20 protein-coding genes are annotated in these 25,045 nt (G+C 60.4%); 14 read left to right on the forward strand and 6 right to left on the reverse strand.

All coding sequences use genetic code 11. The features are described from left to right. Window positions 1-12 precede the first annotated feature (12 nt). Window positions 13-1,470: a gephyrin-like molybdotransferase receptor GlpR gene (gene glpR / locus HMPREF1261_RS10005; RefSeq protein WP_034658350.1), complete on the forward strand. Its 1,458-nt coding sequence runs from the start codon at window positions 13-15 to the stop codon at window positions 1,468-1,470. On the opposite strand, the gene HMPREF1261_RS10010 is transcribed toward glpR, so the two are convergent. After that, window positions 1,467-2,129, reverse strand: a complete 663-nt coding sequence (locus HMPREF1261_RS10010; protein WP_023017633.1) for a DNA-3-methyladenine glycosylase I — start codon at window positions 2,127-2,129, stop codon at window positions 1,467-1,469. The two genes, glpR and HMPREF1261_RS10010, sit on opposite strands and share 4 nt — an antisense overlap. A gap of 171 nt (window positions 2,130-2,300) precedes the next feature. Here HMPREF1261_RS10010 and HMPREF1261_RS10015 point away from each other — a divergent pair, with 171 nt between their 5' ends. Together HMPREF1261_RS10015 and HMPREF1261_RS10020 are read left to right on the forward strand one after the other, a co-directional pair. After that, complete coding sequence (locus tag HMPREF1261_RS10015) at window positions 2,301-2,714, forward strand: DoxX family protein (protein ID WP_005279936.1); 414 nt, start codon at window positions 2,301-2,303, stop codon at window positions 2,712-2,714. Beyond that, window positions 2,701-3,402 (forward strand): zf-HC2 domain-containing protein, encoded by a 702-nt coding sequence (locus HMPREF1261_RS10020; RefSeq protein ID WP_005279937.1) that lies wholly within the window; start codon window positions 2,701-2,703, stop codon window positions 3,400-3,402. The genes HMPREF1261_RS10015 and HMPREF1261_RS10020 overlap by 14 nt, the downstream gene beginning before the upstream one ends. 20 nt (window positions 3,403-3,422) lie before the next feature. On the opposite strand, the gene HMPREF1261_RS10025 is transcribed toward HMPREF1261_RS10020, so the two are convergent. Beyond that, a complete protein-coding gene (locus tag HMPREF1261_RS10025) occupies window positions 3,423-4,952 on the reverse strand; it encodes a dolichyl-phosphate-mannose--protein mannosyltransferase (RefSeq protein ID WP_232208018.1) in 1,530 nt (509 codons plus the stop codon). Between the two features lie 120 nt (window positions 4,953-5,072). On the opposite strand from HMPREF1261_RS10025, the gene rsmI reads away from it, so the two are divergent. The 3 genes from rsmI to metG all read left to right on the forward strand — a co-directional run bounded on the left by rsmI (window position 5,073) and on the right by metG (window position 10,027). Then, complete coding sequence (gene rsmI, locus HMPREF1261_RS10030) at window positions 5,073-5,921, forward strand: 16S rRNA (cytidine(1402)-2'-O)-methyltransferase (protein ID WP_023030863.1); 849 nt, start codon at window positions 5,073-5,075, stop codon at window positions 5,919-5,921. A 282-nt stretch (window positions 5,922-6,203) separates the two neighbouring features. Then, complete coding sequence (locus HMPREF1261_RS10035) at window positions 6,204-8,060, forward strand: BCCT family transporter (protein ID WP_023030864.1); 1,857 nt, start codon at window positions 6,204-6,206, stop codon at window positions 8,058-8,060. A gap of 134 nt (window positions 8,061-8,194) precedes the next feature. Continuing rightward, complete coding sequence (gene metG / locus HMPREF1261_RS10040) at window positions 8,195-10,027, forward strand: methionine--tRNA ligase (protein ID WP_023030865.1); 1,833 nt, start codon at window positions 8,195-8,197, stop codon at window positions 10,025-10,027. A gap of 89 nt (window positions 10,028-10,116) precedes the next feature. Here the strand turns inward: metG and HMPREF1261_RS10045 are convergent, their stop codons facing one another. Further along, on the reverse strand, window positions 10,117-10,617 hold the full coding sequence (locus HMPREF1261_RS10045) for a GNAT family N-acetyltransferase (RefSeq protein ID WP_023030866.1): 501 nt from the start codon (window positions 10,615-10,617) through the stop codon (window positions 10,117-10,119). A gap of 10 nt (window positions 10,618-10,627) precedes the next feature. After that, a complete protein-coding gene (locus HMPREF1261_RS10050; RefSeq protein WP_023030867.1) occupies window positions 10,628-11,122 on the reverse strand; it encodes a GNAT family N-acetyltransferase in 495 nt (164 codons plus the stop codon). 25 nt (window positions 11,123-11,147) lie between these two features. Here HMPREF1261_RS10050 and HMPREF1261_RS10055 point away from each other — a divergent pair, with 25 nt between their 5' ends. From HMPREF1261_RS10055 to HMPREF1261_RS10070, 4 genes are all read left to right on the forward strand, one after another. Next, entirely contained in the window at window positions 11,148-11,984 is an 837-nt protein-coding gene (locus tag HMPREF1261_RS10055; protein ID WP_023030868.1) for a TatD family hydrolase, read from the forward strand. A 274-nt stretch (window positions 11,985-12,258) separates the two neighbouring features. Continuing rightward, a complete protein-coding gene (locus tag HMPREF1261_RS10060) occupies window positions 12,259-13,434 on the forward strand; it encodes a resuscitation-promoting factor (protein ID WP_023030869.1) in 1,176 nt (391 codons plus the stop codon). Between the two features lie 108 nt (window positions 13,435-13,542). Then, window positions 13,543-14,406 carry a 16S rRNA (adenine(1518)-N(6)/adenine(1519)-N(6))-dimethyltransferase RsmA gene (gene rsmA, locus HMPREF1261_RS10065; protein WP_023030870.1) on the forward strand — a complete coding sequence of 288 codons (864 nt, stop codon included), beginning with the start codon at window positions 13,543-13,545 and terminating at the stop codon, window positions 14,404-14,406. Continuing rightward, window positions 14,403-15,383, forward strand: a complete 981-nt coding sequence (locus HMPREF1261_RS10070; RefSeq protein ID WP_023030871.1) for a 4-(cytidine 5'-diphospho)-2-C-methyl-D-erythritol kinase — start codon at window positions 14,403-14,405, stop codon at window positions 15,381-15,383. The genes rsmA and HMPREF1261_RS10070 overlap by 4 nt, the downstream gene beginning before the upstream one ends. Before the next feature lie 59 nt (window positions 15,384-15,442). On the opposite strand, the gene HMPREF1261_RS10075 is transcribed toward HMPREF1261_RS10070, so the two are convergent. After that, window positions 15,443-16,762: a hypothetical protein gene (locus tag HMPREF1261_RS10075; protein ID WP_023030872.1), complete on the reverse strand. Its 1,320-nt coding sequence runs from the start codon at window positions 16,760-16,762 to the stop codon at window positions 15,443-15,445. A gap of 91 nt (window positions 16,763-16,853) precedes the next feature. On the opposite strand from HMPREF1261_RS10075, the gene HMPREF1261_RS10080 reads away from it, so the two are divergent. From HMPREF1261_RS10080 to HMPREF1261_RS10095, 4 genes are all read left to right on the forward strand, one after another. Continuing rightward, complete coding sequence (locus HMPREF1261_RS10080) at window positions 16,854-18,662, forward strand: ABC-F family ATP-binding cassette domain-containing protein (protein WP_023030873.1); 1,809 nt, start codon at window positions 16,854-16,856, stop codon at window positions 18,660-18,662. Continuing rightward, window positions 18,629-20,362: an alpha/beta-hydrolase family protein gene (locus HMPREF1261_RS10085; protein WP_023030874.1), complete on the forward strand. Its 1,734-nt coding sequence runs from the start codon at window positions 18,629-18,631 to the stop codon at window positions 20,360-20,362. The genes HMPREF1261_RS10080 and HMPREF1261_RS10085 overlap by 34 nt, the downstream gene beginning before the upstream one ends. Window positions 20,363-20,507: 145 nt before the next feature. Beyond that, the gene (locus HMPREF1261_RS10090) at window positions 20,508-21,086 is read left to right on the forward strand and encodes a hypothetical protein (RefSeq protein ID WP_023028557.1); all 579 of its coding nucleotides are present in this window, start codon (window positions 20,508-20,510) and stop codon (window positions 21,084-21,086) included. Between the two features lie 100 nt (window positions 21,087-21,186). Beyond that, window positions 21,187-21,510, forward strand: a complete 324-nt coding sequence (locus HMPREF1261_RS10095; RefSeq protein WP_005279956.1) for a putative quinol monooxygenase — start codon at window positions 21,187-21,189, stop codon at window positions 21,508-21,510. Between the two features lie 271 nt (window positions 21,511-21,781). On the opposite strand, the gene HMPREF1261_RS10100 is transcribed toward HMPREF1261_RS10095, so the two are convergent. Next, entirely contained in the window at window positions 21,782-24,949 is a 3,168-nt protein-coding gene (locus HMPREF1261_RS10100; protein WP_023030875.1) for an acyltransferase family protein, read from the reverse strand. Between the last annotated feature and the right edge of the window lie 96 nt (window positions 24,950-25,045).

Here is a 25,045-nt window from a genome sequence, read left to right on the forward strand (position 1 = left end):
GGTCCTTAAGTCGTGTCCACAGCTGTGCCAGTTATTGCAATCATCGTGGTGTGGCTCTTCGTGCTCGCGCCGTGGCTCCTGGGCAGGAGCAATCGCCCGATGAGCCACACCGGAGAGGCCTTTGAGGATACCCGCGTGCTCTTTTCCGGTGATTCCGGCAATGTCGCCGGCCGCCGCCGCCCGCGCTTGCGGGCCGATGATGTCCACCGCAGCGGCTCGGATGAGGATTACGACTACGAGGTCGTATCCGCTGCCGCTGAGGACCCGGACAGCGAGGCAGACGTCGATGACGTGCTGATCGATGAGGAAGCAGAAGACCGTTCTTCCCACGCGCAGTCGCGGACCATTGCTGGCGCTGCCCGCCGCGCTCGGGCGCAACCCTTTGGCGTAGGTGGCCGCGCATACCGCTCCGCCGCAGACGAGGATGAGGCTGACGCGCGCGACGAGCAGGCCACCCAGGCTGATGGGCCGGCAGAGACCATCGAGGGTGAAGTCATTGAGGAATCCGCGGTTCCAGCGGATACCGTTGACACCACCGATGCCACCGCTGACGCCGATAGCACGCGCACGTCCAATGATTCCGACGATGCGGATGTGGACGCAGACGATGCCGATGATGTCTTGCTCGAGGAGGACGAGCGCGTTGGGGAGGAAGAAGGCGGTGCGAAGCGTAAGCGCCGCCGCGGCGGCGTGGTTGCCAATTCCACCGAATCTTTCACCGCGCCGGTGGCAGCAGACATTGCCGAGGATGCGTACGACTATGACGAGACCTATACCTCCCCAGTAGACCTGATGTACCCAGGTGCGGTCGATCCTGCTCCTGTTATCGATGCCGAAGAGGCAGACACCGCAGAGACCGACTCGGAAGAGCCGGAGAATGACGGTGCATTCGAGGAATCCGCGGAAGCAGATGAGTACGGCGCCCGTGGTGCTGAGGACGCGGCGCTGAATACCGACCTTTCTGAGGACGAGGTGGCATTTGCCCAGCGCCGCCTTGGCCGCGGTGGATGGGACCCAGTGGCGGATAAGGAAAAGTCCGCCACTCGCTATCAACGCCGCCAGCGCACGCTCATTGGCCTAGCCATCGCCGTGGTCCTCACCGTGGCCTTGGGCATTGTGGCCGGCGGATGGACCTGGTGGCTGGCAGGAATCGTCGGCGTTCTGACCGGTACCTATCTTGTGGCGCTGCGCGCGCAAGTCCGCCAAGAACAAGCACTTTTGCGCCGCCGCGTAAAGCACCTGCGCCGGGCGCGGTTGGGCGTTCACAATACTGATGATGAGGCATTGAAGATCCCCCGCAACCTGCGCCGTCCGGGTGCGGTCGTCGTCGAAATCGATGATGAAAGCCCCGACTTTGAGCACCTTCCCTTAAGCTACAGCGACGATGAAGACGGCGACTTTGATGGCCCACACGCCGGGCCCGATGGGGTAGGGCGCCGCGATGACTTGGCCGCTCGCCGCGCAGGCTAATTAGCCCGCTGCGCCTCGCTTCCGTGCAGTTTTTCGGTTTCCTCCGGCCATACGCCGGAGGTTGCCCGGCGGTGGGAGCCCAAGAGGTGGGTATCGACCATACCGATGGCCTCCATGAGCGCAAAGCAGGTCACCGGCCCCACGAACTTAAAACCGGCCTTCTTCAATTCCCGCGACATTGCCTGCGACTCGGGGCTCTTTTTCGGGATATCCTCCATAACCTCGGGATAGATATTTTCTGCGGGCTGAAAACTCCAAATGAAATCCGCTAGGCCGCCATTTTCGCGCAGTTTAATGGTGGCCTTCGCGTTATTGATGGTGGCGCGGATCTTGGGCTCGTTGCGGATAATGGAGGCATCGGCAAGCAAGTGCTCCACCTCGGCCTCACCGAATTCCGCAACCTTGTCCGGATCAAAATGGCAAAAGGCCTCGCGGAAGGCCGGGCGCTTTTTTAATACCACGGCCCAAGACAGCCCAGACTGGAAGGACTCCAAGCTCAGGCGCTCAAAAAGACCGGCCTCGTCCCTAATGGGAAGGCCCCATTCGGTATCGTAATAATTCGTCAACAGCGACGATGTCACGGCCCACGGCGTGCGGGCTACCCCGTGCTCATCGTAGGCCAGCGGGGTGCGTTCTTCGGTGGTGGTTTCAGTGTCCATGGGAGGTTCTCCTGTTGGTATGTCGTGCCTATTGTCCTTGTCTTTCCCATTGAAGCAGCGATGGCGGGTGAGGCGCAGCGTGAGTCTTGCTAGATGGTGAAATTGCAAGCTAGGCGGGTGGGGCGGTGGCGTCTTCGCGTTGGGGTGGGCATTCGATGTAGTCTATTGACCATGAATAGACCTGCCGTTCGCGATGCCGCATTGCTGCTTTTTCGGTTGGTCCTCGGACTCATTTTTATCGCGCACGGCGTGGACAAGATGTTCATGGACGGAATGGATGAGACGGTAGGGCAGTTTTCTGCCCTCGGCATCCCGCAGCCACAGATTGCCGGTTATGCCGCCGCAATCGGGGAGATGGTAGGCGGCGCTTTCCTCGTCATTGGTTTATTGACCACCTTCGCCGCGGCGGCGCTGGCCGTGGATATGGTGGGCGCGCTGTACTTCGTGCACTGGGGCAATGGCCTTTTCGCTGGCGACGGCGGCATCGAGTACCCGTTGGTGCTGTGCATGTCGCTCATAATGATCGTTATTTTTGGTTCTGGCCGGGCGAGCTTGGATAGGGCGTTAAGCAATGTTGACGCATAGCCAAGTACAAGCGGCGATTTCTGCCCAGCTGGATGGGGAAGAAGCGGAGCTTTCCGCCGATGTTATCGACGCCCACCTAGAACACTGCGCGGAGTGCCGGGCCTTTCGCGATAAGGCAGCGGCGCTATCGCGCTCCTTAAGCTTCGTGGAACCGGCGGATTCCGGCATGGCACCGCCGACGGACCTGTCAGAGGTGATCCTCGCCGGGGTTGAACCGGAGTGGAAGCGGGCATCGAGTGCTAGGCAGGCCAACCTCACGGTGGCGCGCATCGCCTTGGTGGTTATGGGTCTGGTCTTTGCGGTGTGGGCCATCGTGCAGGTGGTACGCGCCTCCGGCCTGGTACCGATGGGCGCAGAGGGGGCGGTGCTGGATCCGGCAGCCGATCCGGAGCGCGCCAACCTCCTGATGGAGGGCGCGGCCGTGCGCTTTGGCATGGCGTGCGGACTGCTGTGGAGCGCGTGGCGCCCAGCCTCTGTGACCGGGTTGTTCCCGGTATCAGCCACGATGTTTGCGTTTCTTTTTGGTTTTGGCGTGCGCGATATTGCGCTGGGGACCGTCACCATGGAGCAGGTCTATTTGCTTATTGCCACCGCGCTATCGACCATCAGCCTGGCCTGGGCATGGGCGGCCGAGAAGGGCTACCTGGTGCGCGCGTGGTGGAAATCCCTGAACGCGCAGCCACACTAAGGCGAACGGGCCTCTGCCACCTATTTCCAGCTGGGCAGCCACATCATGGATTGATACCACGATTCCGGGATGATGAAGCCGTATAAGATGGGCGCGAAGTAGAAGAACATCGCGACCACCAGCGCGAGGTAGCAGGCGGCGGCAAATGTTCCCCGCCGCATCGTTCCGCCAGCGATGCGCGTTATCCACCGCCACCTGATGGGCTTACCGCGCCCGACCATTTGGCCCAGTATGAGGGCAAGCAGCACGATGACAAAGGGGATAAACGCGGTGGCATAAAAGAAGTACATCTGCCGGTCAAAGGCTGCGAGCCACGGGAGGAATCCGGCCGCGAAGCCCACGAGGGGAATGAGGAAGGCGCGGTTACGGCGGATGATAAGTGACCACAGCCCCCAAAGGACCGCGGGGACCACCAGCCACCAGATAGCCGGGGTGCCAAAGAGGTAGAGCATCTTGCGGCATTCGCCACCGCCGCTGCATTCCAGATCCGTACTGGAGTAGTACAAGATGGGCCGAGCGCCGGCCAGCCATGCCCACGGCTTGGAATCCCACGGGTGGTGGTGGCCACCAGAAGAGGTCAAGCTGGCGTGAAAATCCAATACGGATAAGTGGTAATAAAACCAGCCGGCCACAGGTTCCGGCAAGTGCATGAGCCACGAGTCTTCCCCGATGGTCCCATCTACCTTGGCGTGCCGGTAGACCGCGGTTTCTGAGGCGAACCACGCGCGCCAGCTCCACACATAAATCATTATTGGCACGGCTACTAGGGAGGCAAGTGCCGCGGGAGTATCGCGAATGAGCGTACCCACGATGTAGCGGCGAATGCCGTACTTGCGGCGCAATGCGAGGTCGCTAAAGACGCAGAGCAGGCCGAAGAACATGATGTAGTACAGCCCGGACCACTTCACGGCGAGCGATAGTCCTAGGAAGACTCCAGCGGTAAAGCGCCACCACCGGAAGCCAAAACGCGGGCCGAAGGGGGAGGTGCCCATTCCGCCGCTCAGCAGGGCGTCGTGCAGGCGCTCGCGCATTTGTTGATGATCGCGGGCTAGCGCCCACGCGGCGGCGACGATGAAAAAGACCTGGAAGATATCCAGCATGCCGAATTTTGCAGAGACCAAGAGGACGCCATCGCAGACGGCCAAAATGCCGGCAAAGGTGGCCACCTGCCAGGAAAAGGACAATCGGCGGGCCAGCGCCATGGTCATCAGCACGGTGGCGACGCCGAAGAGGGCCGTCATCAAGCGCCAGCCCAGCGGGGTATAGCCAAAGACCCATTCCGAAAGGGCAATGATTTGCTTGCCCAGCGGCGGGTGAACGACGAGTCCAAAGCCTGGGTTGGTCTCAATGCCGCCGATGAATAAGCTATCCCAGCTTTTGACCATGTCCCAGGCCTGGGGGACATAGTGCTTTTCATCGAAGACGGGCGTGCCCTGGGACACCGGCGCGGTAAGGCCCACGAACCGGGTAATGAGCGCGAGAACCGCGATGATGCCGGTGCTAATCCAATCGGCCTTGCCCCACGTATAGGTACGCGGTGCCGACGGCATCACGCGGTTATGCGGGGTGCGCGGTGAGCTAGCGGGGGCAGCGGTAGCAATAGTCACGAAGAAGAGTTTAGGCCACGAGCCTGCGCGCGGGCGCATAGGAGAATGTGGAATGCTAGAGGCATGTCAGCTTTAGGTCTGGAACCACTTCCGCGCGGCGTTATCCTTGCCGCCACGCCCTTGGGAAATGCCGGTGATGCCTCGGCGCGCCTGATGCAGGCATTGGCGCATGCTGATGTCATCGCCGCCGAAGATACCCGCCGCGTGCGCAACCTGGCGCAGGCCCTGGGCATCGAAATTTCCGGGTCCGTGGTATCCAACTTTGACCACAATGAGCAGGCGCGTGCGCAGCAGCTTATCGATGCCGCCCAGCACGGCACCGTCCTCGTGGTCACCGACGCCGGTATGCCGATCATCTCCGATCCAGGCCTGTCCCTAGTGGCCGCGGCCGCCGAAAGAGATATTCCCGTGACGTGTTTTCCAGGCCCCTCGGCGGTGCCCACGGCGCTCGCCCTCTCTGGTCTGGGCGTGGGCCACTTCCTCTTCGATGCATTCCCTCCGCGCAAGCCTGGCCCGCGAAAGGCGTGGCTGGAATCGCTGCGCAATGAAAAGCGCGCCATCGTATTTTTTGAATCTCCCCACCGCATCGCCGAGACGCTTGCCGATGCCACCCAGATCCTCGGCGGCGATCGCCCCGCCGCGGTGTGCCGCGAGCTGACCAAGACGTACGAGGAGGTGCGCCGCGGCTCGCTAGCTGAGCTGGCCGAATGGGCGAGCGAGGGAGTCAAGGGCGAGATTACCGTGGTCATTGAAGGCGGAACCGGCGCTGCCGTGACCGCCGCGGATCTCGTCCCACAGGCCTTGGAGTTGGCCGAGGCTGGCATGCGCTTGAAGGACGCGTGCAAGCAGGCCGCCAAGGGGACTGGGGTATCCAATCGGGAGCTTTATGATGCCGCACTAGAGGCCCGCTGAGTGCCCGTTAGCTGAGCACTTGTTGAGGTGACAGCAGCTTATTTCTATGCAGTGTATAAAAGGTCACAATTAACCGTGCTAGCAGGTAGTTTCACGCTTTGGTATAAGTTATCGAATCGTTATACTTCCCGGGCGTGTGACGCCTAAAAGCCGTCTACGTGGGGATATGCCACCTATAGTTATGCAGGAAACTCCAAGAAAATGCTCAAAAATGTGCATATGCTGGGGTTTTGATAGAAAAATGGTTTGAAAAATTGGGGTCACGCCACCAATGTAGAAAGCATGACTAATACTGAAAATAACGGCGCTGATGTGCCCGAAGAAGGGAAGGGGCCCGGCGAATCTCCTGCTGGGGCCACTTCTACTGCTTCGAGCGATCAGCCGATTGAGGATTATCAAACGGTAGAAGAGACGCTGGATGAGCAGACGGCGACGAGCCAGATCCAGGACATGATCAACTCTGAGGGGTTCCACCCCGAAGAGTATGACGATCCGGAAATCGAAATCGCCGCAGACCGCGATAATATCCCGATTGACTGGACCATCATGGGCATTGCGGGTGTGCTCGTTGCCGCCATCGTTATTTGGGGCCTTGCCGCGCCGGATAACTTCGCGGACTTTTCTTCCGCGGCCCTGACGTGGGTCGTCGATAAGTTCGGTTGGGCCTACGTGCTCTTTGGCACCGTCTTCGTGGCCTTCGTTATCTTCATCGCTTCCTCTAAATTTGGCACCATCAAGTTGGGCCACATTAATGAGGAACCGGAGTTTTCCACGCCTTCGTGGATTGCCATGATGTTCGCTGCCGGTATGGGCATCGGCCTGATGTTCTATGGCGCTTCCGAGCCGCTGGCGAACTACCGCGACGGTACGCCTGGCCGGGGAACGGAAAACGTGGGCTCGTCCATGGCCTATGCCATGTTCCACTGGACGCTGCACCCCTGGGCTGTTTACGCCATTGTTGGTTTGGCCATCGCGTACTCGACCTACCGTATCGGCCGCAAGCAGCTGTTGAGCCAGGCCTTCGTGCCGCTCATCGGCGAGCGCCGGGCCAATGGTGGATTGGGCAAGTTCATTGACATCCTGTCCATCTTCGCCACCGTCTTCGGCACCGCCTGCTCCCTGGGTCTTGGTGCGCTGCAGATCCAGGCCGGCCTGGAAGCCTCCGGCATCATCGATAACCCAACCCAGTCCGTGGTTATCGGCATTGTTTTGGTCCTGACCCTGGCCTTCTTGCTCTCCGCACTCTCCGGTGTGGGCAAGGGCATTCAGTACGTGTCCAATGCCAACATGGTCTTGGCTGCGGTGCTGGCCATCTTCGTCTTCATCTTGGGTCCAACCGTGACCATCCTGAACCAGGTTCCGGGATCCATCGGTAACTACTTCAACTACTTCACCGAGATGATCGGCCGTACCGCAGAATCCGAAAACGGCACCGCCGGCGAGTGGCTGTCTAGCTACACCATCTTCTACTGGGCATGGTGGGTCTCTTGGTCCCCATTCGTGGGCATGTTCTTGGCACGCATTTCCCGCGGCCGTTCCGTCCGCGAGTTCTGCCTAGGCGTCTTGCTTATCCCAGCCGGCGTTTCCACCCTGTGGTTCGCCATCTTCGGTGGCACCGCAATCCACATGGAGCAAAACGGCGAATCCATCACCGGCGAATCCGCCGAGGTAGAGCTGTTTAACCTCCTGCACAACCTGCCTGGTGGCTTCATTGCCGGCGTCGTTGCCGTCATCTTGCTGTCCACCTTCTTCATTACCTCCGCGGACTCCGCCTCCACCGTGATGGGTTCGATGACCCAGAATGGTGCCGCAACCGCGAAGCCGTGGCTATCCGCCCTGTGGGGTGCTCTGACCGCAGCCGTTGGTCTGACCCTGCTCTTGGTTAATGAGGATGCGTTGTCCAACCTGCAGAACGTCACCATCGTGGCGGCACTGCCGTTCTTGTTCATCGTCATTGGCTTGATGTTCGCCATTTACAAGGACTTGAGCCATGACATTATCTACCTCGAGTACCGCGAGGCGCAGCAGTTCCAGCGCAAGATGGCCCGCGAGCGCCGCTTGCACCGCGACTACCAGCGCACGCAGGAACTCAAGAAGCGTCGCAACGAGCGTTTGAAGAACCCGATGAAGCGCAAGTAGATAAAGCATCTACCGCCTTTGGTAGCAGCGCCCGCCGCTTTCCCGCACGAGGGAAGGAGGCGGGCGCTTTTCGGCTGTAGAGGTTATGTGCCCTCAACGTGTGTTCGTGCAGGTGCTTCGATAAACTGGACTCCATGACTGAGTCTTTAGTAGTAAATGTTGCCTGGCCATATGCCAATGGCCCGCGCCACATCGGTCACGTGGCTGGCTTTGGCGTTCCCTCTGACGTATTCGCCCGCTTCCAGCGAATGCGCGGCCGCAACGTACTCATGGTCTCCGGCACGGATGAGCACGGCACCCCGTTGCTGGTCCAAGCCGATAAGGAAGGCGTATCCGTCCGCGAGCTCGCAGACCGCTACAACCGCCAGATTGTCAACGATCTGGCTAACCTCGGCTTGTCCTATGACCTATTTACCCGCACCACCACCCGTAACCACTACTCGGTGGTGCAGGAACTTTTCAAGGGCCTCAATGAGAACGGCTACATGCTGAAGGAGACCACCAAGGGGGCAATCTCGCCGTCCACCGGCCGCACGCTGCCAGACCGCTATATCGAGGGCACGTGCCCCATCTGCGGCGCGGATGGCGCCCGCGGTGATCAGTGCGATAACTGCGGCAACCAGCTGGACCCGGTAGACCTCATTGACCCGGTATCCAAGATCAACGGCGAAACCCCGCAGTTCGTGGAGACCGAGCACTTCCTGTTGGATCTGCCCTCCCTTAAGGACGAGCTGCAAAAGTGGCTTTCCACCCGCGAGGATTGGCGCCCGAACGTGCTGAAGTTCTCCTTGAACCTGCTGGAGGATATGCGCCCGCGCACCATGACCCGCGATATCGACTGGGGCATTCCCATTCCGGTGGACGGCTGGCAGGACAATAACGCGAAGAAGCTGTACGTGTGGTTCGATGCCGTCGTGGGCTACCTGTCTGCCTCCATCGAGTGGGCGCACCGCACCGGCCAGCCGGAGGCGTGGAAGGAATTTTGGCAGGACCCAGAAACCCGCCACTATTACTTCCAGGGCAAGGACAATATCACCTTCCACTCGCAGATCTGGCCGGCGGAACTGCTGGGCTATGCCGGCAAGGGCTCGAAGGGCGGCGAGCTGCACCAGTACGGTGAGCTGGACCTGCCAACGGAGATCGTGTCCTCGGAATACCTGACTATGTCCGGCTCAAAGTTCTCCTCCTCCAAGGGAGTGGTGATCTACGTTAAGGACTTCCTGGCTGAGTTCGGCCCGGATCCGCTGCGCTACTTCATTGCCGTAGCCGGTCCGGAAAACAACGACGCAGACTTTACGTGGGATGAATTCGTGCGTCGCATCAATAATGAGCTGGCCAATGGCTGGGGCAACCTGGTCAACCGCACCGTATCCATGGCGCACAAGAACTTTGGCGAGGTTCCGGTTCCAGCGGCCCTGGAGGAGCGCGACGAGGCCATTTTGCAGCTGGCGGAGGAGACCTTTACCACCGCCGGTAACCTGCTGGAGCAATCCAAGTTCAAGCAGGCCATTGTCTCCATCATGCACGTGGTGGGCGAGGCGAATGCCTATATCGCCTCCCAGGAGCCGTGGAAGCTGGCCAAGGATGAAACCCAGCGCGAGCGCCTGGCTACCGTGTTGTGGACCGCCCTGCAGGTCGTGTCTGACTGCAACGTCATGCTCACCCCGTTCCTACCGTTTACCGCACAAAAGGTGCACGAGACCCTGGGCCGCACCGGCGAATGGGCCGCGCAGCCTGAGGTGCGCGAGGTTAAGGATGACATCCCGGTTGAGCTCGTGGGCGCTGGGCTTCCCCCAGAAAACCACGAATACCCAGTGATTATGGGTGACTATACCCAGCAGCAGGCCAAGTGGGAGCGCGTCCAGGTGGCACCTGGCACTTCCTTGGCAAAGCCGAAGCCGCTCATTTCCAAGCTGGATCCAGAGCTCGGTGAAACCGGCCCGGAGTGGGCGCCGGTGATGAACTAGCGCGGTAGCTCCCTAGATACATACAGCGCGGTGGCCAGTCCCAATGAGAGGGAAAGGCCACCGTGCTTTTGTTATGCCTTAAATAGTGCCTAGTGCTGGAAATCGCGCTGCAGGTGAACCAGGCCTAGGCGCACGCCGTCCTTGGTGTGGATATTGGGCATGCGGCCGGTTTCTGTGAACCCAAATTTCTTGTGCAGCGCAATGGAACCGGCATTGGTGTCCACGATATAGGTAATCATGGTCTCGATATAGGGATCGTCGGCGGCGATGCCCATGAGGGCATCGAGAAGCTCAGAGCCCACGCCCTTGCCCCGGGCGGATGGGGCGATGTATACGGAGTCTTCGACGGTCCCGTAATAAATTGCGGGTGTGACGAATTGAAAGTAAGCGGCCCACCCGATGATTTCATCATCGTCTACGGCAACGAGCACGGGCGAGCCGGCCTTGGACAATTCTTTTAGCCAATCCTCGCGCTCAGAAACCTCTTCTTGCCAGGTAATGAGGTTATTGGCCGGTTTAGCCGCGGAGGCGGCGTTGTAGATGGCGGAAATGGAGGGGGCATCGGCAAGCTCGGCGGGGCGAATATGCATCAAAAGTCCTTTACACCAGAAGTTCTAAGTGGGTGAGGCAAAGCCAGTGATCGAATTTGTAGGTTACCTCTTTGAGAGTTCCCACGTTTTCAAACCCGAACTTTTCATGCAACTTTAATGATGCCGTATTCGTAGACACGATCAAGGCGAGCAGCGAATGCACCTTGTCATCCGCCCGGGCGCGGTCCACCAGCTCACCCATAAGGGCGGTGCCCACGCCTTGGCCCTGGGCATTGGGGGAAAGGTAAATCGTGGTTTCATAGCAGCCCTGCCAGATGCGGGGATCGCGGTAGGGGTGGTAGAGCGCCCAGCCTAAGTATTCGCCAGCGTCGGTTTCGGCAACGAGGAAAGGACACTCCATGTCCTGGATGTGGCGCAGGTGTTCTTCGCGCTGAGCCACGGTGACTGGGGTGGAATCAAAGATGACGTCGGTGTGCTCGATGGCCCAGTTGAGGGTATCGGTCATGGCGGGGACATCGCTCAGGTCCGCTGGTCTGATCAACATAGCTGCCAATATTACAATTGCGGGTATGTCTAAAAAGAAGCCACGTCCTACTCCCATTCCGGCCCCTGGGCTCAGCGGCCTCAGCGATGCGCATACCCACTTTTTCTCGCATAAAGACACTGATGAGGTGCTGGTCAACCGCGCCCGCGCCGCAGGGGTATCCCGCCTGGTTACGGTAGGCGATGATCGCCGCGAGTCCGAGGTGGCCCTTGCGACCGCGCGAGCATTTCCCAATGTGTACGCCGCCTGCGCCATCCACCCGGTGCGGGCGAATGAGCTAGATGCGTCCACCAAAGCCGCGTTGGAGGAGATGGTGGCGGATCCGCGGTGCGTGGCGGTGGGGGAGACCGGCATGGATGCCTATTGGGTCCACCACGAACCGGAGACGACCGCGAGCTTGGTCCAGCAGGAGGAATCCCTGCGCTGGCATATCGATCTGGCGGTGCGCACCGGCAAGACGCTTATGATCCACAACCGCGAGGCGGACCAAGACCTGCTGCGCATTCTTGCCGATGCCCCCACGCCCGCCACCGTCATGCTTCACTGCTTCTCCTCGCCGCTGCGCGTGGCAGAAGAGGCGCTCGAGCGCGGCTACGTCTTGTCCTTTGCCGGCAATATCACCTTCAAGCGCAATGCGGAGCTGCGTCAGGCGGCGGCGCTGGCCCCGGCGGGGCAATTGCTCGTGGAAACCGATGCGCCATTTATGACCCCAGAGCCGTTCCGCGGACAGCGCAACGAGCCATCCCTCATCGGGCACACCTATGACTGCATCGCCCGGGCGCGCCACCAGACCACTCAGGCATTGGCTGCCGAGGTCAATGAGACATTTGACCGCGTATATGGGCTCAACACAGAGCAGTAGTGAGGATTGTCACAAAAATAAATCCGCTGGTCGCTGGTGGCATGGGTGCTGGATGTGACAACTGTTTTCGCCCGTTATAGCTGTGGCGCAGCGCTTCTCGACTTTCCCCACCCGTTATCGTATTGTTATTGATTGTTCGTTGAGGCTTTATGCCTCTACCTTCCCGCAGCGTTGCTCCACAGTGGGGCAGTCGCGGTACCGCCGCTGGTTTCCCCTAGGCCAGCGGCAACAATTGTGATACTGGATAGACAGCACCACCGGAGATTAACTACACATGGCACCTCACCACATTAAGCGCATTAATAATTCACGTTCCCTGCCGCTGCGCCTGGCAACGGGTGGCGTCTTGAGCACCCTCGCTGTCGGCGGTGTTGTGGCGGTTGCCGCGCAGAAAGACCTTGTCGTAGACGTCAACGGTGACAAGGTTGAGCTGGCTACCTTTGCCAAGGACGTGGACGGTGCCCTGCAGGCCGCCGGCGTCCAGGTGGGTGAAGAGGATATCGTCTCGCCCGCACCGTCTGAGTCCGTGGCCGATGGTGATGAGATCTCCGTGCGCACCGCCAAGCCGGTTGCCGTATCCATCGATGGTGAACAACAGCAGCTTTCTACTACCGATCTCACCGTGTCTGATCTGCTCAATAACCTGCAGGGTGTAAACCCAGGAGCTGCCGTGAAGTCTGGCGAGGATGACGTGGATAAGGATGCTCAGCTAAAAGATGGCATGGATCTAGAGGTCGTCTCCCCGAAGATCATCAAGATTAACGATGGTGGCAAGAATACCTACACCAAGATTGCCGCCAAGACCGTGGGCGATGTACTCAAGGAGCGCGGTATCAAGCTTGACGAGGAGGACCGCGTCTTCCCAGCCAAGGAAGAAAAGGTCACCGAGGGCATGTCTATCAAGGTGGAGCGGATAGACATTCAGACCGAGGATGTCACCGAGGAATTCGACGCCGAGCCGCATTTCGTGGATGACCCTGAGCTGGAAGCAGGCGCCGAAGAGGTGCGCGAGCAGGGCGAAAAGGGCAAGCGAGAGATCACCCGCAAGGTGGTCCTGAAAAACGGCAAGAAGGAATCCGAAGAGGTCATCAAGGATGAGGTCGTTGTAGGGCCAAAGCCTGCGACCATCGCCCGCGGCACCAAGCAGGCGGATCCGGAACCGCAAGGCGGTAACTCGGGCGCGGCTGCCCCTGCCGTGGCTGATGGCTCCGTATGGGATGCCATCGCGCAGTGTGAGTCCAACGGTAACTGGTCCATTAATACCGGCAATGGTTTCTCCGGGGGCCTGCAGTTCGCGCCGTCCACCTGGGCTGGTCTCGGCGGTACCGAATACGCCCCTGAGGCTTGGCAGGCCACCCGCGAGCAACAAATTGCCGTGGCACAAAAGGTGCAGGCCGCCCAGGGTTGGGGCGCATGGCCTGCATGTACCGCCAAGTTGGGACTGCGCTAAAAAGCACGCGCCGCACCGCGCATTCTGCACCGCACCTCGCGTCACCGCATTCCGCGTCACCACGACGCGGGGTGCGACTTTCTGCATTCTTCTACTAGGTTAGAAAACATGACTGATTCCCCGGGCGCCGCGTTTTTAGGCCCAGTAGAAATCCGAGCTTTAGCGGAGAAACTGGATATCACGCCCACCAAGAAGTTGGGGCAGAATTTTCTCCACGACCCCAATACCATCCGCCGCATCATCGCGGCGGCGGACCTGGACCCCACAGACCACGTCGTGGAGGTCGGCCCTGGGTTGGGGTCGCTGACCCTCGGGTTGGTGGAGACCGTCCAGGATCTCACCGCGGTGGAGATCGATCCGCGCTTGGCCGCGCAGCTGCCGGAAACGGTGGGCGAGCGCGCGGAGGACTACGCTAAGCGCCTGCGCGTGGTGGAAAAGGACGCGCTGCGCGTGACCAGCGAAGATGTCGCTGCACCTACGGCGCTGGTGGCCAACCTGCCTTATAACGTGGCGGTGCCGGTGCTCCTGCACTTTTTGGAGACATTTCCCTCCATCCGCCGGGTGCTCGTCATGGTGCAGCTAGAGGTAGCGCAGCGCCTCGCCGCGGCGCCCGGCAGCAAGATTTACGGCGTGCCTTCCGTAAAGGCTGGATTTTATGGCACGGTCAGCCAGGCTGGGACCATTGGCAAGAATGTCTTTTGGCCCGCGCCCAATATCGCCTCCGGCTTGGTGCGCATCGATGTCTTCGATACCCCGCCTTGGCCGGTTGACGATGCCGCGCGCGCTGCGGTCTGGCCGCTTGTCGATGCCGCCTTTGCCCAACGCCGCAAAACCCTCCGCGCCGCGCTATCGGGCCACTACGGCTCCGGCGTAGCCGCCGAGGAGGCCTTGCGCGCGGCCGGAATCGATCCGAAGCAGCGCGGTGAGAAGCTCGCTGTTGCAGACTTTGTACGATTGGCAGGACTACAGTGAGCGCATCGCACGGAAACGAGCCGATTACCTATACCGCGCATGCGCACGCCAAGGTCAATGTGCACCTTGGCGTGGCCGAGCCGCGGGAGGATGGCTTTCACGAGCTGGTCACGGTCTTTCAGTCTTTGAGCCTGCACGATACGGTAACGCTGACTGACTTAGGCAACGCCGAAGTGGATAAGCCCCGCGTGCAGTACCTCAAGGTGTCCGGTCCGCACGCTACGGGCGTGCCGGAGGATGACACGAACTTGGCCTGGACCGCGGTGGACCGCATCATGCAGCACTTGTATGTCACCCGCGGGGGCATCAAGATTCCGGAGGTCGGACTCGAGATCCACAAGGCGATTCCCACCGCCGGCGGCATGGCGGGTGGTTCCGCGGATGCCGCGGCGGCGCTGCGCCTTGCCGAGCGCTGTTACGGCCGTTATTACGGTATCGATTCGGTTGGAGATCACATTCTGGATGCTTTGGGTGCTGCCCTTGGCTCTGATGTACCGTTTACCCTGCTGGGAGGAACGGCGCTAGGCACCGGGCGCGGGGAGCAGTTGACCTCCATGATGACCAGGGGCACCTATCACTGGGCGCTGATCGCCTCCGATCGTGGCCTATCGACACCTAGCGTGTTCCGCAAGCTCGATGAATTGCGCGATGCGGGGCGGGTTAGCGCGCCGGCGCTTGATACGACGGAGATATCCCAGGCACTTATTTCCGGCGATGCCCACCGCGTGGCGGCGCACCTGCACAATGATCTGCAACCCGCCGCGCTATCGCTGCGCCCAGATCTCCGCAAGACCTTGGAGGCGGGCATGGATGCGGGCGCGCTCAATGGCATCGTCTCCGGCAGCGGGCCTACCTGCGCCTTCTTATGCGCTTCGCAGGAAGATGCGGAGGAAGTTGCAGCACAGGTCAGCATAGAAATACCGGGCACCAAGGGCGTTGTCGCCCAGGGCCCGGCTGCGGGTGCGGAAGTGCTCTAGCTTAGGGCGATGGGGATGGAGGGGGCATCGCCAAGCACAAGCGCTAGAGCGCTGGATATTTAGAGCACTGCCATTTCGGTGGGTTCAAAGTCCAGCTCGTAGCGGTCGGTTTCCTTACCGCGCAAGAGGTCGATGACGACGAGCTCCTTCTTCTGCGCGTCCGTAATGTAGGCATAGCCATTGGCGGCCTTCAGGATCGGGCCAGGCTGCTGCCACTCCTCGTTTTCCTTCCACTTGGAAATCGCGTCGATCTGCTTGGTGATTTCCCCGGAGTCTGGATCGATGATGTTGAGCTTGCCGTCGGTGGTCAGCACCAGTGCCTCGCCCATTGGGCCGCGCGCCAGCGAGCGGAACCAGTAGGAACCGTCCAAGTCCACCTTCTTGGCGGAATAGTCCTCGGTATTGATCAGCGTCACGGAGGTGGGGCGCTCGTGCTCGGCGTCCTTGTCGGTCTTATTATCGGCCAAGATGACGTTTGATTCCTCAGAACCCGCGGCGTTTCCGGAGCGCTGGTAGCCTTCGGCGCCGGCGTAATCGGAGACGTCTACCTTGTGGAACTTGGAGCCGTCAAAGACTACGGGGCCGTCTTCGCAGCCGAAGAAGAGCTTGCCGTTTCCAGCGGCCGCTTCGCCGTGAACGCCGGGGCATTCGGTGGTCTCATCCAGGACCTTGCCGTCCTTATCCAGGTGCTGGATGGTGTGGCGCTCGTCCTCGGTGCCCTTGGTGATGACCACGGAGCTATCCTCAAGCGGGACGGCCACGCCGTGGTGACCCTCGCCCGTCTTGACGGTGTTGACGGGCTTGGCGTCCTTGGAACCGATGTCCTCGGTCTTATAAATCTTGGCTACGCCATCGCCATCAGAAAACAGGGCGGTAAAACCATCATGGTGGACCACGTGGCCGGCGTGGGGCGCCTTAATCTTGTCATCGCCCAGCTTCGGATCCGCGGTGTAGTAGTGGTTGTGGTCGCCGTGTTCCTTGGTGATACGGCCGGTATCGTAGGTAAGGAAGTTATCGCCCTTGGTCACCATGACGTGGCGGTCATTGCCGGCATCGTTAAGGCGAAGGAAGGCGTTCATCTTTTCTTCATCGAGGATATCGCCGGATTTGGCATCGTAGGTGGTCAGGCCATCAGCGTGGGAGAAGACGATGCGGGTGGGAAGCTGGGCTACCTCGGTCTGTCCTTCTTCGGCTTCCATGCCGTCGTGGGAGTGGCCCTCGTGATCATGATCGTGGTCATGGTCGTGTTCGTGGCTTTCGGTGGTGGTGGATTCGCTGGTGCTTTGGGCGTCGGTGTCTTCTTCAGGTGCCGAGCAGGCAGCGATGGTGAGAGCTGTGGCAGAGAGGATAGTGCAGAGGGTAAGTGTGTGCTTCTTCATACATGCGCAGGGTATTGCAAGTGAATTTCGGTAGCAAGATGTTTGGGAATGCGGGGGTAGCGGTGGGGAGGTATTAAGATGAGTCCCTGTTATGGCAAACCTGATTAACCTCGAGCAAGTCACCAAATCCTATGGCTTAAAAACTCTCCTTGATGGGGTATCCCTCGGCGTACAAACCGGGGACCGCATCGGCATCGTGGGCGTCAACGGCGGAGGCAAGACCACCCTGCTGGAGGTGCTCACCGGCATCGAGCCGCCAGATTCTGGCCGCGTCTCCCATACCTCGGATCTGCGCATGGCCGTGGTGACGCAGCGCTTTGATCTGCCCGAGGATCTCACCATCGCCCAGGCGATCATTGAGCCCCTCGAGCTCGAGACCTACGAATGGGCCTCCAATGCCAAGGTGCGCGACGTGCTCGGCGGCCTCGGCATCGTGGACTTGGGGCTGAATACTCCCGTGAGCTCCCTGTCCGGTGGCGAGCGCCGCCGCGTGAACCTTGCCGCCGCGCTGGTGCAGGATTTAGATCTCGTGGTGCTCGATGAGCCGACGAACCACCTTGACGTGGAAGGCGTGCAGTGGCTGGCGGATCACCTGCTCAAGCGCAACCTCGCCGTCATCGTGGTCACCCACGATCGCTGGTTCCTCGATACCATTGCCACCTGGACGTGGGAGGTACACGACGGCACCGTCGATGCATACGAGGGCGGCTACAACGACTGGACGTTTGCCCGCGCCGAGCGCGCCCGCCAGGCCGATGCGATGGAGCAACGCCGCAAAAACTTGGCCCGCAAGGAATTGGCGTGGCTGCGTCGCGGGGCGCCGGCCCGTACTTCCAAACCGCGCTACCGGATTGAGGCTGCTGAAGCGCTTATTTCGGATGTCCCCGAGCCGCGCAACAAGGTCGAGCTCATGTCCTTTTCCAAGCAGCGCCAGGGCCGCGTGGTCATCGAGCTAGAAGATGCCACCGTGAAGTCCCCGGATGGCCGCACCTTGGTCGATCACCTCACCTGGCGCCTAGCCCCGGGCGAGCGCATTGGCCTCGTTGGCGTGAATGGCTCCGGAAAGACCACGCTGCTGCGCACGCTCGCCGGCGAATACGAGCTCGCGGCCGGAAAGCGCATCGAGGGCCAAACCGTGCGCTTGGGCTGGCTGCGCCAGGAACTCGATGACTTGGATCCGCAGCGTCGGCTTCTCGATGCCGTCGAGGACGTTGCCACCTACGTGCAGCTAGGCAAGAAGGAACTCAGCGCCTCCCAGCTGGCCGAGCGTCTTGGCTTTTCCGCCAAGCGCCAACGCACCCCGGTCGGTGATTTGTCCGGTGGCGAGCGCCGCCGCCTCCAGCTCACCCGCGTTCTTATGGCAGAACCCAATGTTTTGCTCCTCGATGAGCCCACCAACGATCTGGATATCGATACCCTCCAGGAACTGGAGTCCCTGCTCGATTCCTGGCCGGGTACCCTGGTGGTCATCTCGCACGATCGCTACCTCATCGAGCGCATTGCGGATAATACGTACGCGCTCTTTGGCGATGGCAACCTGACGAACCTTCCCGGCGGCATCGACGAGTACCTGCGCAAGCGCGAAGAAATCGAGGCCGGCAAGAACACTGGGGTTATAAACCTGGGAGAAAAGAAGACGGGTGCACCGGCGCCGAAGCCGGAAAAGAAGCTTTCTTCCCAGCAAGAGCGCGAAATCACCAAGAAGATGAATGCGCTTGAGCGGAAGATGCAGAAGCTGGAGAAATCCGCTGCGCAGATCAATGAGAAATTGGCCGCGGCGGCAGAAGAAGTCGATACCGAAGCGATGACCCGGCTTGATACGGAATTAAAGGACAACCGCAGCGCCTATGAGGATTTGGAGATGGAATGGCTGGAGTTAGGGGAGAAGCTCGAGCAGTAGAAGCTCGCATCGCCGATATCGTCCGCCACCTCGATCCGTGGGGCGTTATCGGCGCCGCCATTCTGTCTACCCTGGGCCTTACTCCGTCTATTTTGCCCCGCGATTGGCCCTATCAAGGCCTGATTTCGGGCCTTGCAGCTGGTTTCGGCTACGTGGTGGGCATCGGCGTGAAGCTGGTGTGGTACCGCTTCGTCGTGAGCAAATGGGCAGATAAGTATCCCTGGCTTGCCGCCTCCGCTTGGGAGCCAAAGCGCTACCGATTGCTCGCGCGCATCGCCACAGGTGCGTTCATCGCCTGGCTGGTCGGTTTCGTTATTATCGCCGTGCGCTGGCAGCGTGAGCTCGCGAGCGTATATTCCGTGCCCGCGCCATCCATGTCCAGCTACCTGCTGGTGGTGCCCTTGGCGCTGGCGGTATTTACCCTCTTCCTGCTGATCCTGCGCTCCATTATCTTTTTGGTCCGCTGGTTGGCGCGGCGCTTCCCGCAGCGGTTTCGCTCCACCTACCGCCGCCTGGGGGCGGTATTAATCGTTGCGGTGATTGCCATCTACACCGTTGAAAACATCATTCCCGGTGCTATCGTGAGCTTGGGCGATAGGGTATTTACCGCCCAAAACGCCGACCCCGATCCGGACACCCAGCGCCCCACCCTCAGCGAGCGCTCCGGATCGCCTACTTCCGATGTCGACTGGGACGGCGTGGGCTTGCAAGGCTCCCGCTTCCTAAGCTCCGGTGCGAATAAGGACGAGCTAGAGCAGGTGACCGGCAAACCCGCCAAGGAGCCCATCCGTGCCTACGCCGGCCTGGGCAACCGCGACTCCAATGAGGGGCGGGCGCAGCTGCTTATCGATGAACTCGAGCGCACCCACGCCCAAGACCGCAAGGCCCTCCTGCTGACCATGACCACCGGCACCGGCTGGGTATCGTCCTATTCCGCGCAAGCCTTCGAATTGCTCTATGGCGGGGATACCGCCATCGCCGCCGCACAGTATTCCGCCATGCCGTCCGTCTTTCACTTCTTTGGCGGCGGTAGCCAAGTAGAGCGCGCCGGGGAAGAATTCATCAACCCCATCGTGGACTGGTGGAATTCCTTGCCGGAAGATGACCGGCCCAAGCTCTACCTCTATGGCGAATCCTTGGGCACCACCGGCATCGAGGCCGCCTTTTCCGGCGTGCGCGATATCGCCAATTCCGTCGATGGCATCTTATTGACTGGCCCGCCGCACTTTAACCGGTTGCGCTCGCAGTTTGTGGAGCGCCGCGATCCCGGGTCCACGGAAATCTCGCCGGTCTACGCCGGCGGCCTCGTGGTCCGCTTTGCCAACGACGTGGACCAGGTCCGCCGCTGGGGACGCGTGCCGGAAGAAGAGTGGGGCAGGACCCGCATGTTGTATATCCAGCACCCATCCGATCCGGTGAGCTGGTGGTCGCCCGAATTGGCCTTCAAAGAGCCTGATTGGATGAAGGAAGATACCCCTTATTCCCGTGAGCGCGTGATGCAGTGGATGCCCATCATTACCTACCTGCAAGTTGCCGCAGACCTGCCTGGGGCTAAGGATGTTCCCGACGGTGTGGGCCATAATTACGGGACCTCTGTCCTCGATGGTTTTGCGGCCATCGCCGGGCCCGACGTTGCGCGTTCCATTGACTCGGAAGAACTGCAGCGGCAATTCGATGAACTCGATGTAGGTATTTATTAGGTTATTAGGCTTCTTGTGGCCTCTTACCTCCCGCGTAGTAGCTCAGATCACACAGGGTGCCGTTTATATAACAAAGCCATATCGAAGTGGAACGTATCCGGTGATAACCTTTCGCCCTCTGAAAAGTTATGACAAGCTGAAAAACATGAAGCCGATTCGAAGCGCCACCGCAGCAGTCCTGACCACCGTACTCGCCCTGTCCGGTACCACGGCAGCGGCTTCTGCGGAGCTCACCGCGGCCCCGCAGGTACAGCAGGTGTCCACCCTTGCTGAAAAGTACAACGTTACTTTGCCCAGCTTCCTCCAAGCTGCACCCGATGCCGAGCCGGAGGTGGCCGCGGAAGAAGCGGCCACGGCTGAAGCCGCCCCTGAGGCACAGGCGCCCGAGGCTCCACAGGTTGCCGCTGACTTGCGGGCAGCCACCGCGGACCACTTGGCTCAGGCCGGTCACCACCCAGATGAGAACGCTGCCGCCATCGCGCAGGAATGGGCAAACCAGGGCGCAAACGGTAAGCTTACGTACTACGGTGACGTCGCAAGCGGCGTTACCCACACCGAGGAAGGGCAGGGCAACGTTTACCGTCTGTCCGAAGAACAAGCTCAAGAGCGCCTCAACTGGTTTAACCGGGGCCTCGAGGTGACCCCTGGACCTGAGTACGGTTATGGCGTCGCCACCGCCTTCGACGGCGAGTTCATCTACATCGCGGAGTACTTCCTCAACTAGTTCTTAGCTTCCGCGGAACCTGCCCCCGATTCTTCCGAGGCCCGCGCGCATGGCAGAGCAGCCATGACGTAGTGGACACATCATTGGTAGAATCGGGGGCATGATTTTGATTAACGTTCAGTTCCACGTAAAGCCTGAATACGCCGATACCTTCCTTGATGAGATCAACTGGTACACCGAGGCTTGCAACGCAGAGCCTGGCTGCATCGACTTCAAGTGGTACCGCGATCCGGAAGACTCTCAGCGCTTCCTGCTGCTCGAGTCCTACGCTGATGGCAAGGACGTAGAGCACGTTCAGGGCGAGCACTTCAAGCGCGCCTGCGACGAATTCCCCAAGTACCTCGTAGAGACCCCAGACATCATCAATGTCCACATCGACGGCCGCACCGGTTGGGACAAGATGGGCGAGTTCGCCGTCGACTAATCTCGCCGCTTAAAACCAAAGACCGCACTCATGTGAAGCATGAGTGCGGTCTTTATTTGTGTGCCCACCTTAAGAGCCAGGTCCTACAGCCCCGCGCTTTGCGAACCCGCCCTTCGCGCTCACAGGGAGCGGGGTACCCGCTCGTGAGAACGGACCCCGTGAGCGTGAAGGGCGCGCTGGAGCCGAGGCCGGGGCTGGCGCCGGGGCTGGGGCCAGGGTCGAGGCAGGAGGCTGGCCGAGTTGGTTTAGCTGCCTGCCGCCGCGGCCCTCGCTAAGCCTGGCATTGCGAGGAGACGCTCTTGTCGTATTTGGAGTATTGCTTCAGGGCGTTATAGAAGGCATCGGAGTAGCCGCTGGCGCCTTCGGGAAGCGGGTGCACGCCATCGGAGTAGAGCATCTCCGGATTGTTTTTGGCATAGCCACACCAGTCCGCGATATAGGCGTTGTCGTACTCCTTGGCGGCGTCAATGACGTCCTTCTGGGACTGCGCCATCCACTCGCGGTCGCCATAGGGAACCACCATGACCACGGTGTGATCCTCGCCGATGATATCCATGGCCTGGCTGATTTGGTTCGGCTGGGCGGCGCCGTTGGTACCAAAGCCCAAGAAGACGGTATCGCGCAGCGTGCCGGCGTTCTTCATCTGTTGGAGGATTTGGATACCTGACGCGTAGTGGCGGGATTCTTCGGCATCGATATAAATGTCGGGGAAGCGTTGGCTTAAGGCATCGCTGGCCGCCAGCATTACCGAGTCACCGATTGCGGTGATATTCGTGCCCTGTGGCATCGGACGGGTCTTAGTATCGTCCTCTTTCTTTGCGTCGTCTTCCTTGTCTTCGGCAGGCGGCGTGGAGGGTGCGGCCGCCTCTGGCGGGACAGGATTATTATTCTGGTTTTGCTGCTGGAGCTGGTCGAGCTGCTGCTCCAATTCCGTCTTATCGTTGGAGTTGACCACGCCGTAGACAACGCCAACCAAAGAAGCGACAACCAACAACGGGACCACTGGCCACATGGCCTTGCCAAAGCCGTCCTTGAGCTCGCTGAAGCTTGGGCGCGCAGCCCAGTAGTTCTTCCATGTCTTCTTGTACCCGCCGCGGCGGAATGGGTTCTCGATGAACTGATAAGAAATCTCCGAAAGGATTAGGGAGATGGGGACGGCGACAATGACCAGAATCCAGGTGTTCTCAGAATTCTGATTGCCGTGGAATAGCGCCTCCAAGATCATGATGACCGGCCAGTGCCACAGGTATAGCGAGAAGGAACGCTGACCGAACCAGCGCATGACCTTCGTCCTAAACAGCGGCGTCATTGGGCCGTACTCGTGGATGACGCCCCACACCATGAGGGCACCAAGGATGCTGGTGAGGAAAAGGCCGCCGCGGTAGGTAAATTCGGCATCGTCAGGCATGAGAAATAGCTGCGCTACGTAGCCGATAAGCGCCAAGAAGCCGATGATGCCGGCGGCGCGGGTTTCTACCTTGCCGGAGGTGGCCCAGGAATCCGCGTGGGGATCGGACTTCGTAGAGGTCATCAACAAGGAGAGGACCGCGCCGGTCAACAAGCCGAATGCGTGGGTATCCGTGCCGTAGTAGACGCGGGTGGGGTCTTCGCCTGGAGTGAAGATGAACCACATGGCCGCAAAGGAGGCCAAGCCCAGCACGCTGGCGACCACGACCGGAAGGCGGCGCGGCTGGCGCGACGAGGCGCGGAAGATAACCAGGATGAGCAGCGGCCAGATGAGGTAGAACTGCTCTTCAACCGCGAGCGACCAGTAGTGGGCAAAGACCTGTACTTCGTTATCGGCAAAATAGGACTGCGAAGTAGCAATCTGCGTCCAGTTATTGACAAAGAACAGGGTGCCGAAGAATTGCTGGCGCAGGCCGACGGCCAAATCGCCGCCAATCCACGCGACGATTGCGGTACAGAAAACGAGTACGGCGACGGCGGCGGGCAAGATGCGCCTAAAGCGGCGCACCCAAAAGTCCTTCAGGCTAATCGTTCCGGACGTGCGGTACTCGCGCACGAGGAGCGAGGTAATAAGGAAGCCGGAGAGGACGAAGAACATGTCCACGCCCAGGTAACCGCCGGGTAGGGCATCGCCGAAGAAGTGGTATAAGACCACGGCAATAACGGCGAGGCCGCGCAGGCCGTCAAGGCCCTTGACTTGGCGCAGCCGCGCGTGCCGCTTCTTGCGCACGTTTTTATCCTCTGGCGGGACTGCGAGTACTTCGGAGTCGTTCTGCTGGTTCTGCAAGGGATATTTCGATTTATTGGCGTCTTGTGTCTCGTGCGGAGAAGACTGCTGGCCAGCCTGAACGGCCGCGGTCTGGTGCTCCCGTGCGGTCTGTTCGGCAGGAATGCGCTGTGGTTGAGAAGCCCCCATTGCGGCGGCCTTTTCTCCAGCAGGAATCCCTGATTCTTGCTCTTGCGCAGAGGCAGGCTTGTGCGCAGGCTTGCGCTGCTCTGCTTGCGGACGCCCGGATCCGGATGCCTGCTGCTCCGGTTGGTGCGGTGCAGACTTACGCTGTTCTGGCGGGCGCTGTTCCTGCTGACGCTGCTCTTGCTGGCGCTGCTCCTGCTCGCGCTGAACAGGTTGTTGCTGCCCAGATGTGTGCTGCTCTGGCTTACGCTGCTCCGGCTTGCGCGGCTCTGTCTTACGCTGCTCGGCTTTGCCTTGCTCAGGTTTGCGCTGTTCAGGCTTGCGCTGCTCTGGCCTTTGGGCAGGCCACGACTGCTGGGCGGGAAATTCCGTGGTTCCCTGCGCGGAGTTCTTCGCATCGTCGGAAGGCTTCGCGGTGCCGGTGCCGGTGGACCGATTGGCGTCGGAAGGCCGAGGAGTGCCAGCGGAGTTATTGGAGCGGGAAGAATTTTTGGAACCGGCGGGAGTAGAAGTTCGGGAAGCGCCAGAGGTCCCGGACGCGCGGGAAGTGCCGGAGGGGCTGGCGGGAAATTCCTTCGTTTCGGCGGCTGGTTGCTGCGGTTTCTGTGGTTTCTTGGGCGTGGCCGGTTTTACCTGCTGGTGTGGCTTTGCTCCGGTTTTCTTCTGGGCAGAATTATTCTGCTTGTCTTGGGCAGAGCCTTTGGCCGCAGCGGATTTGGGGGTCTGTGCACCCTGGTTTCGAGAAGGCTTCTTGTCTTGAGGCGTGGGGTTACCCACCTGGCGGGATTGGCGAGCGAACCCACGGGTGGGATCCGTGGGCTGTGCGTGCGAGGATTTAGTGCCATCCTGTGCATTCGAGGTGGGCGGCTGGTGTTCCGTGCGCGCCTCGTGATTATTGCGGGCATGTGGATCCGGCCCGGTAGGGATACCGGAATTAGGCGTGGAAGCCCCAGTGGAGGAATCACCTGTAGGCCCATCTGATTGCCGCGTCGTGGGCGGCGTGGCCTCATTACGCTCGGAATCTTTCTTCCCCAGCAGCGAGCGCAGAAAACGATTCACGTGAACTCCCATTGCACTACGAAAATGTACTAGTCGGCCAATTTTAGACCGCGAGAAGCGCCATTACCCAAAGTAGAGAGCACGGCGTGGCGCGGG

Origin of the sequence: Corynebacterium sp. KPL1818, from assembly GCF_000478135.1 — a bacterium.
Taxonomy (GTDB): Bacteria; Actinomycetota; Actinomycetes; order Mycobacteriales; family Mycobacteriaceae; genus Corynebacterium; species Corynebacterium accolens.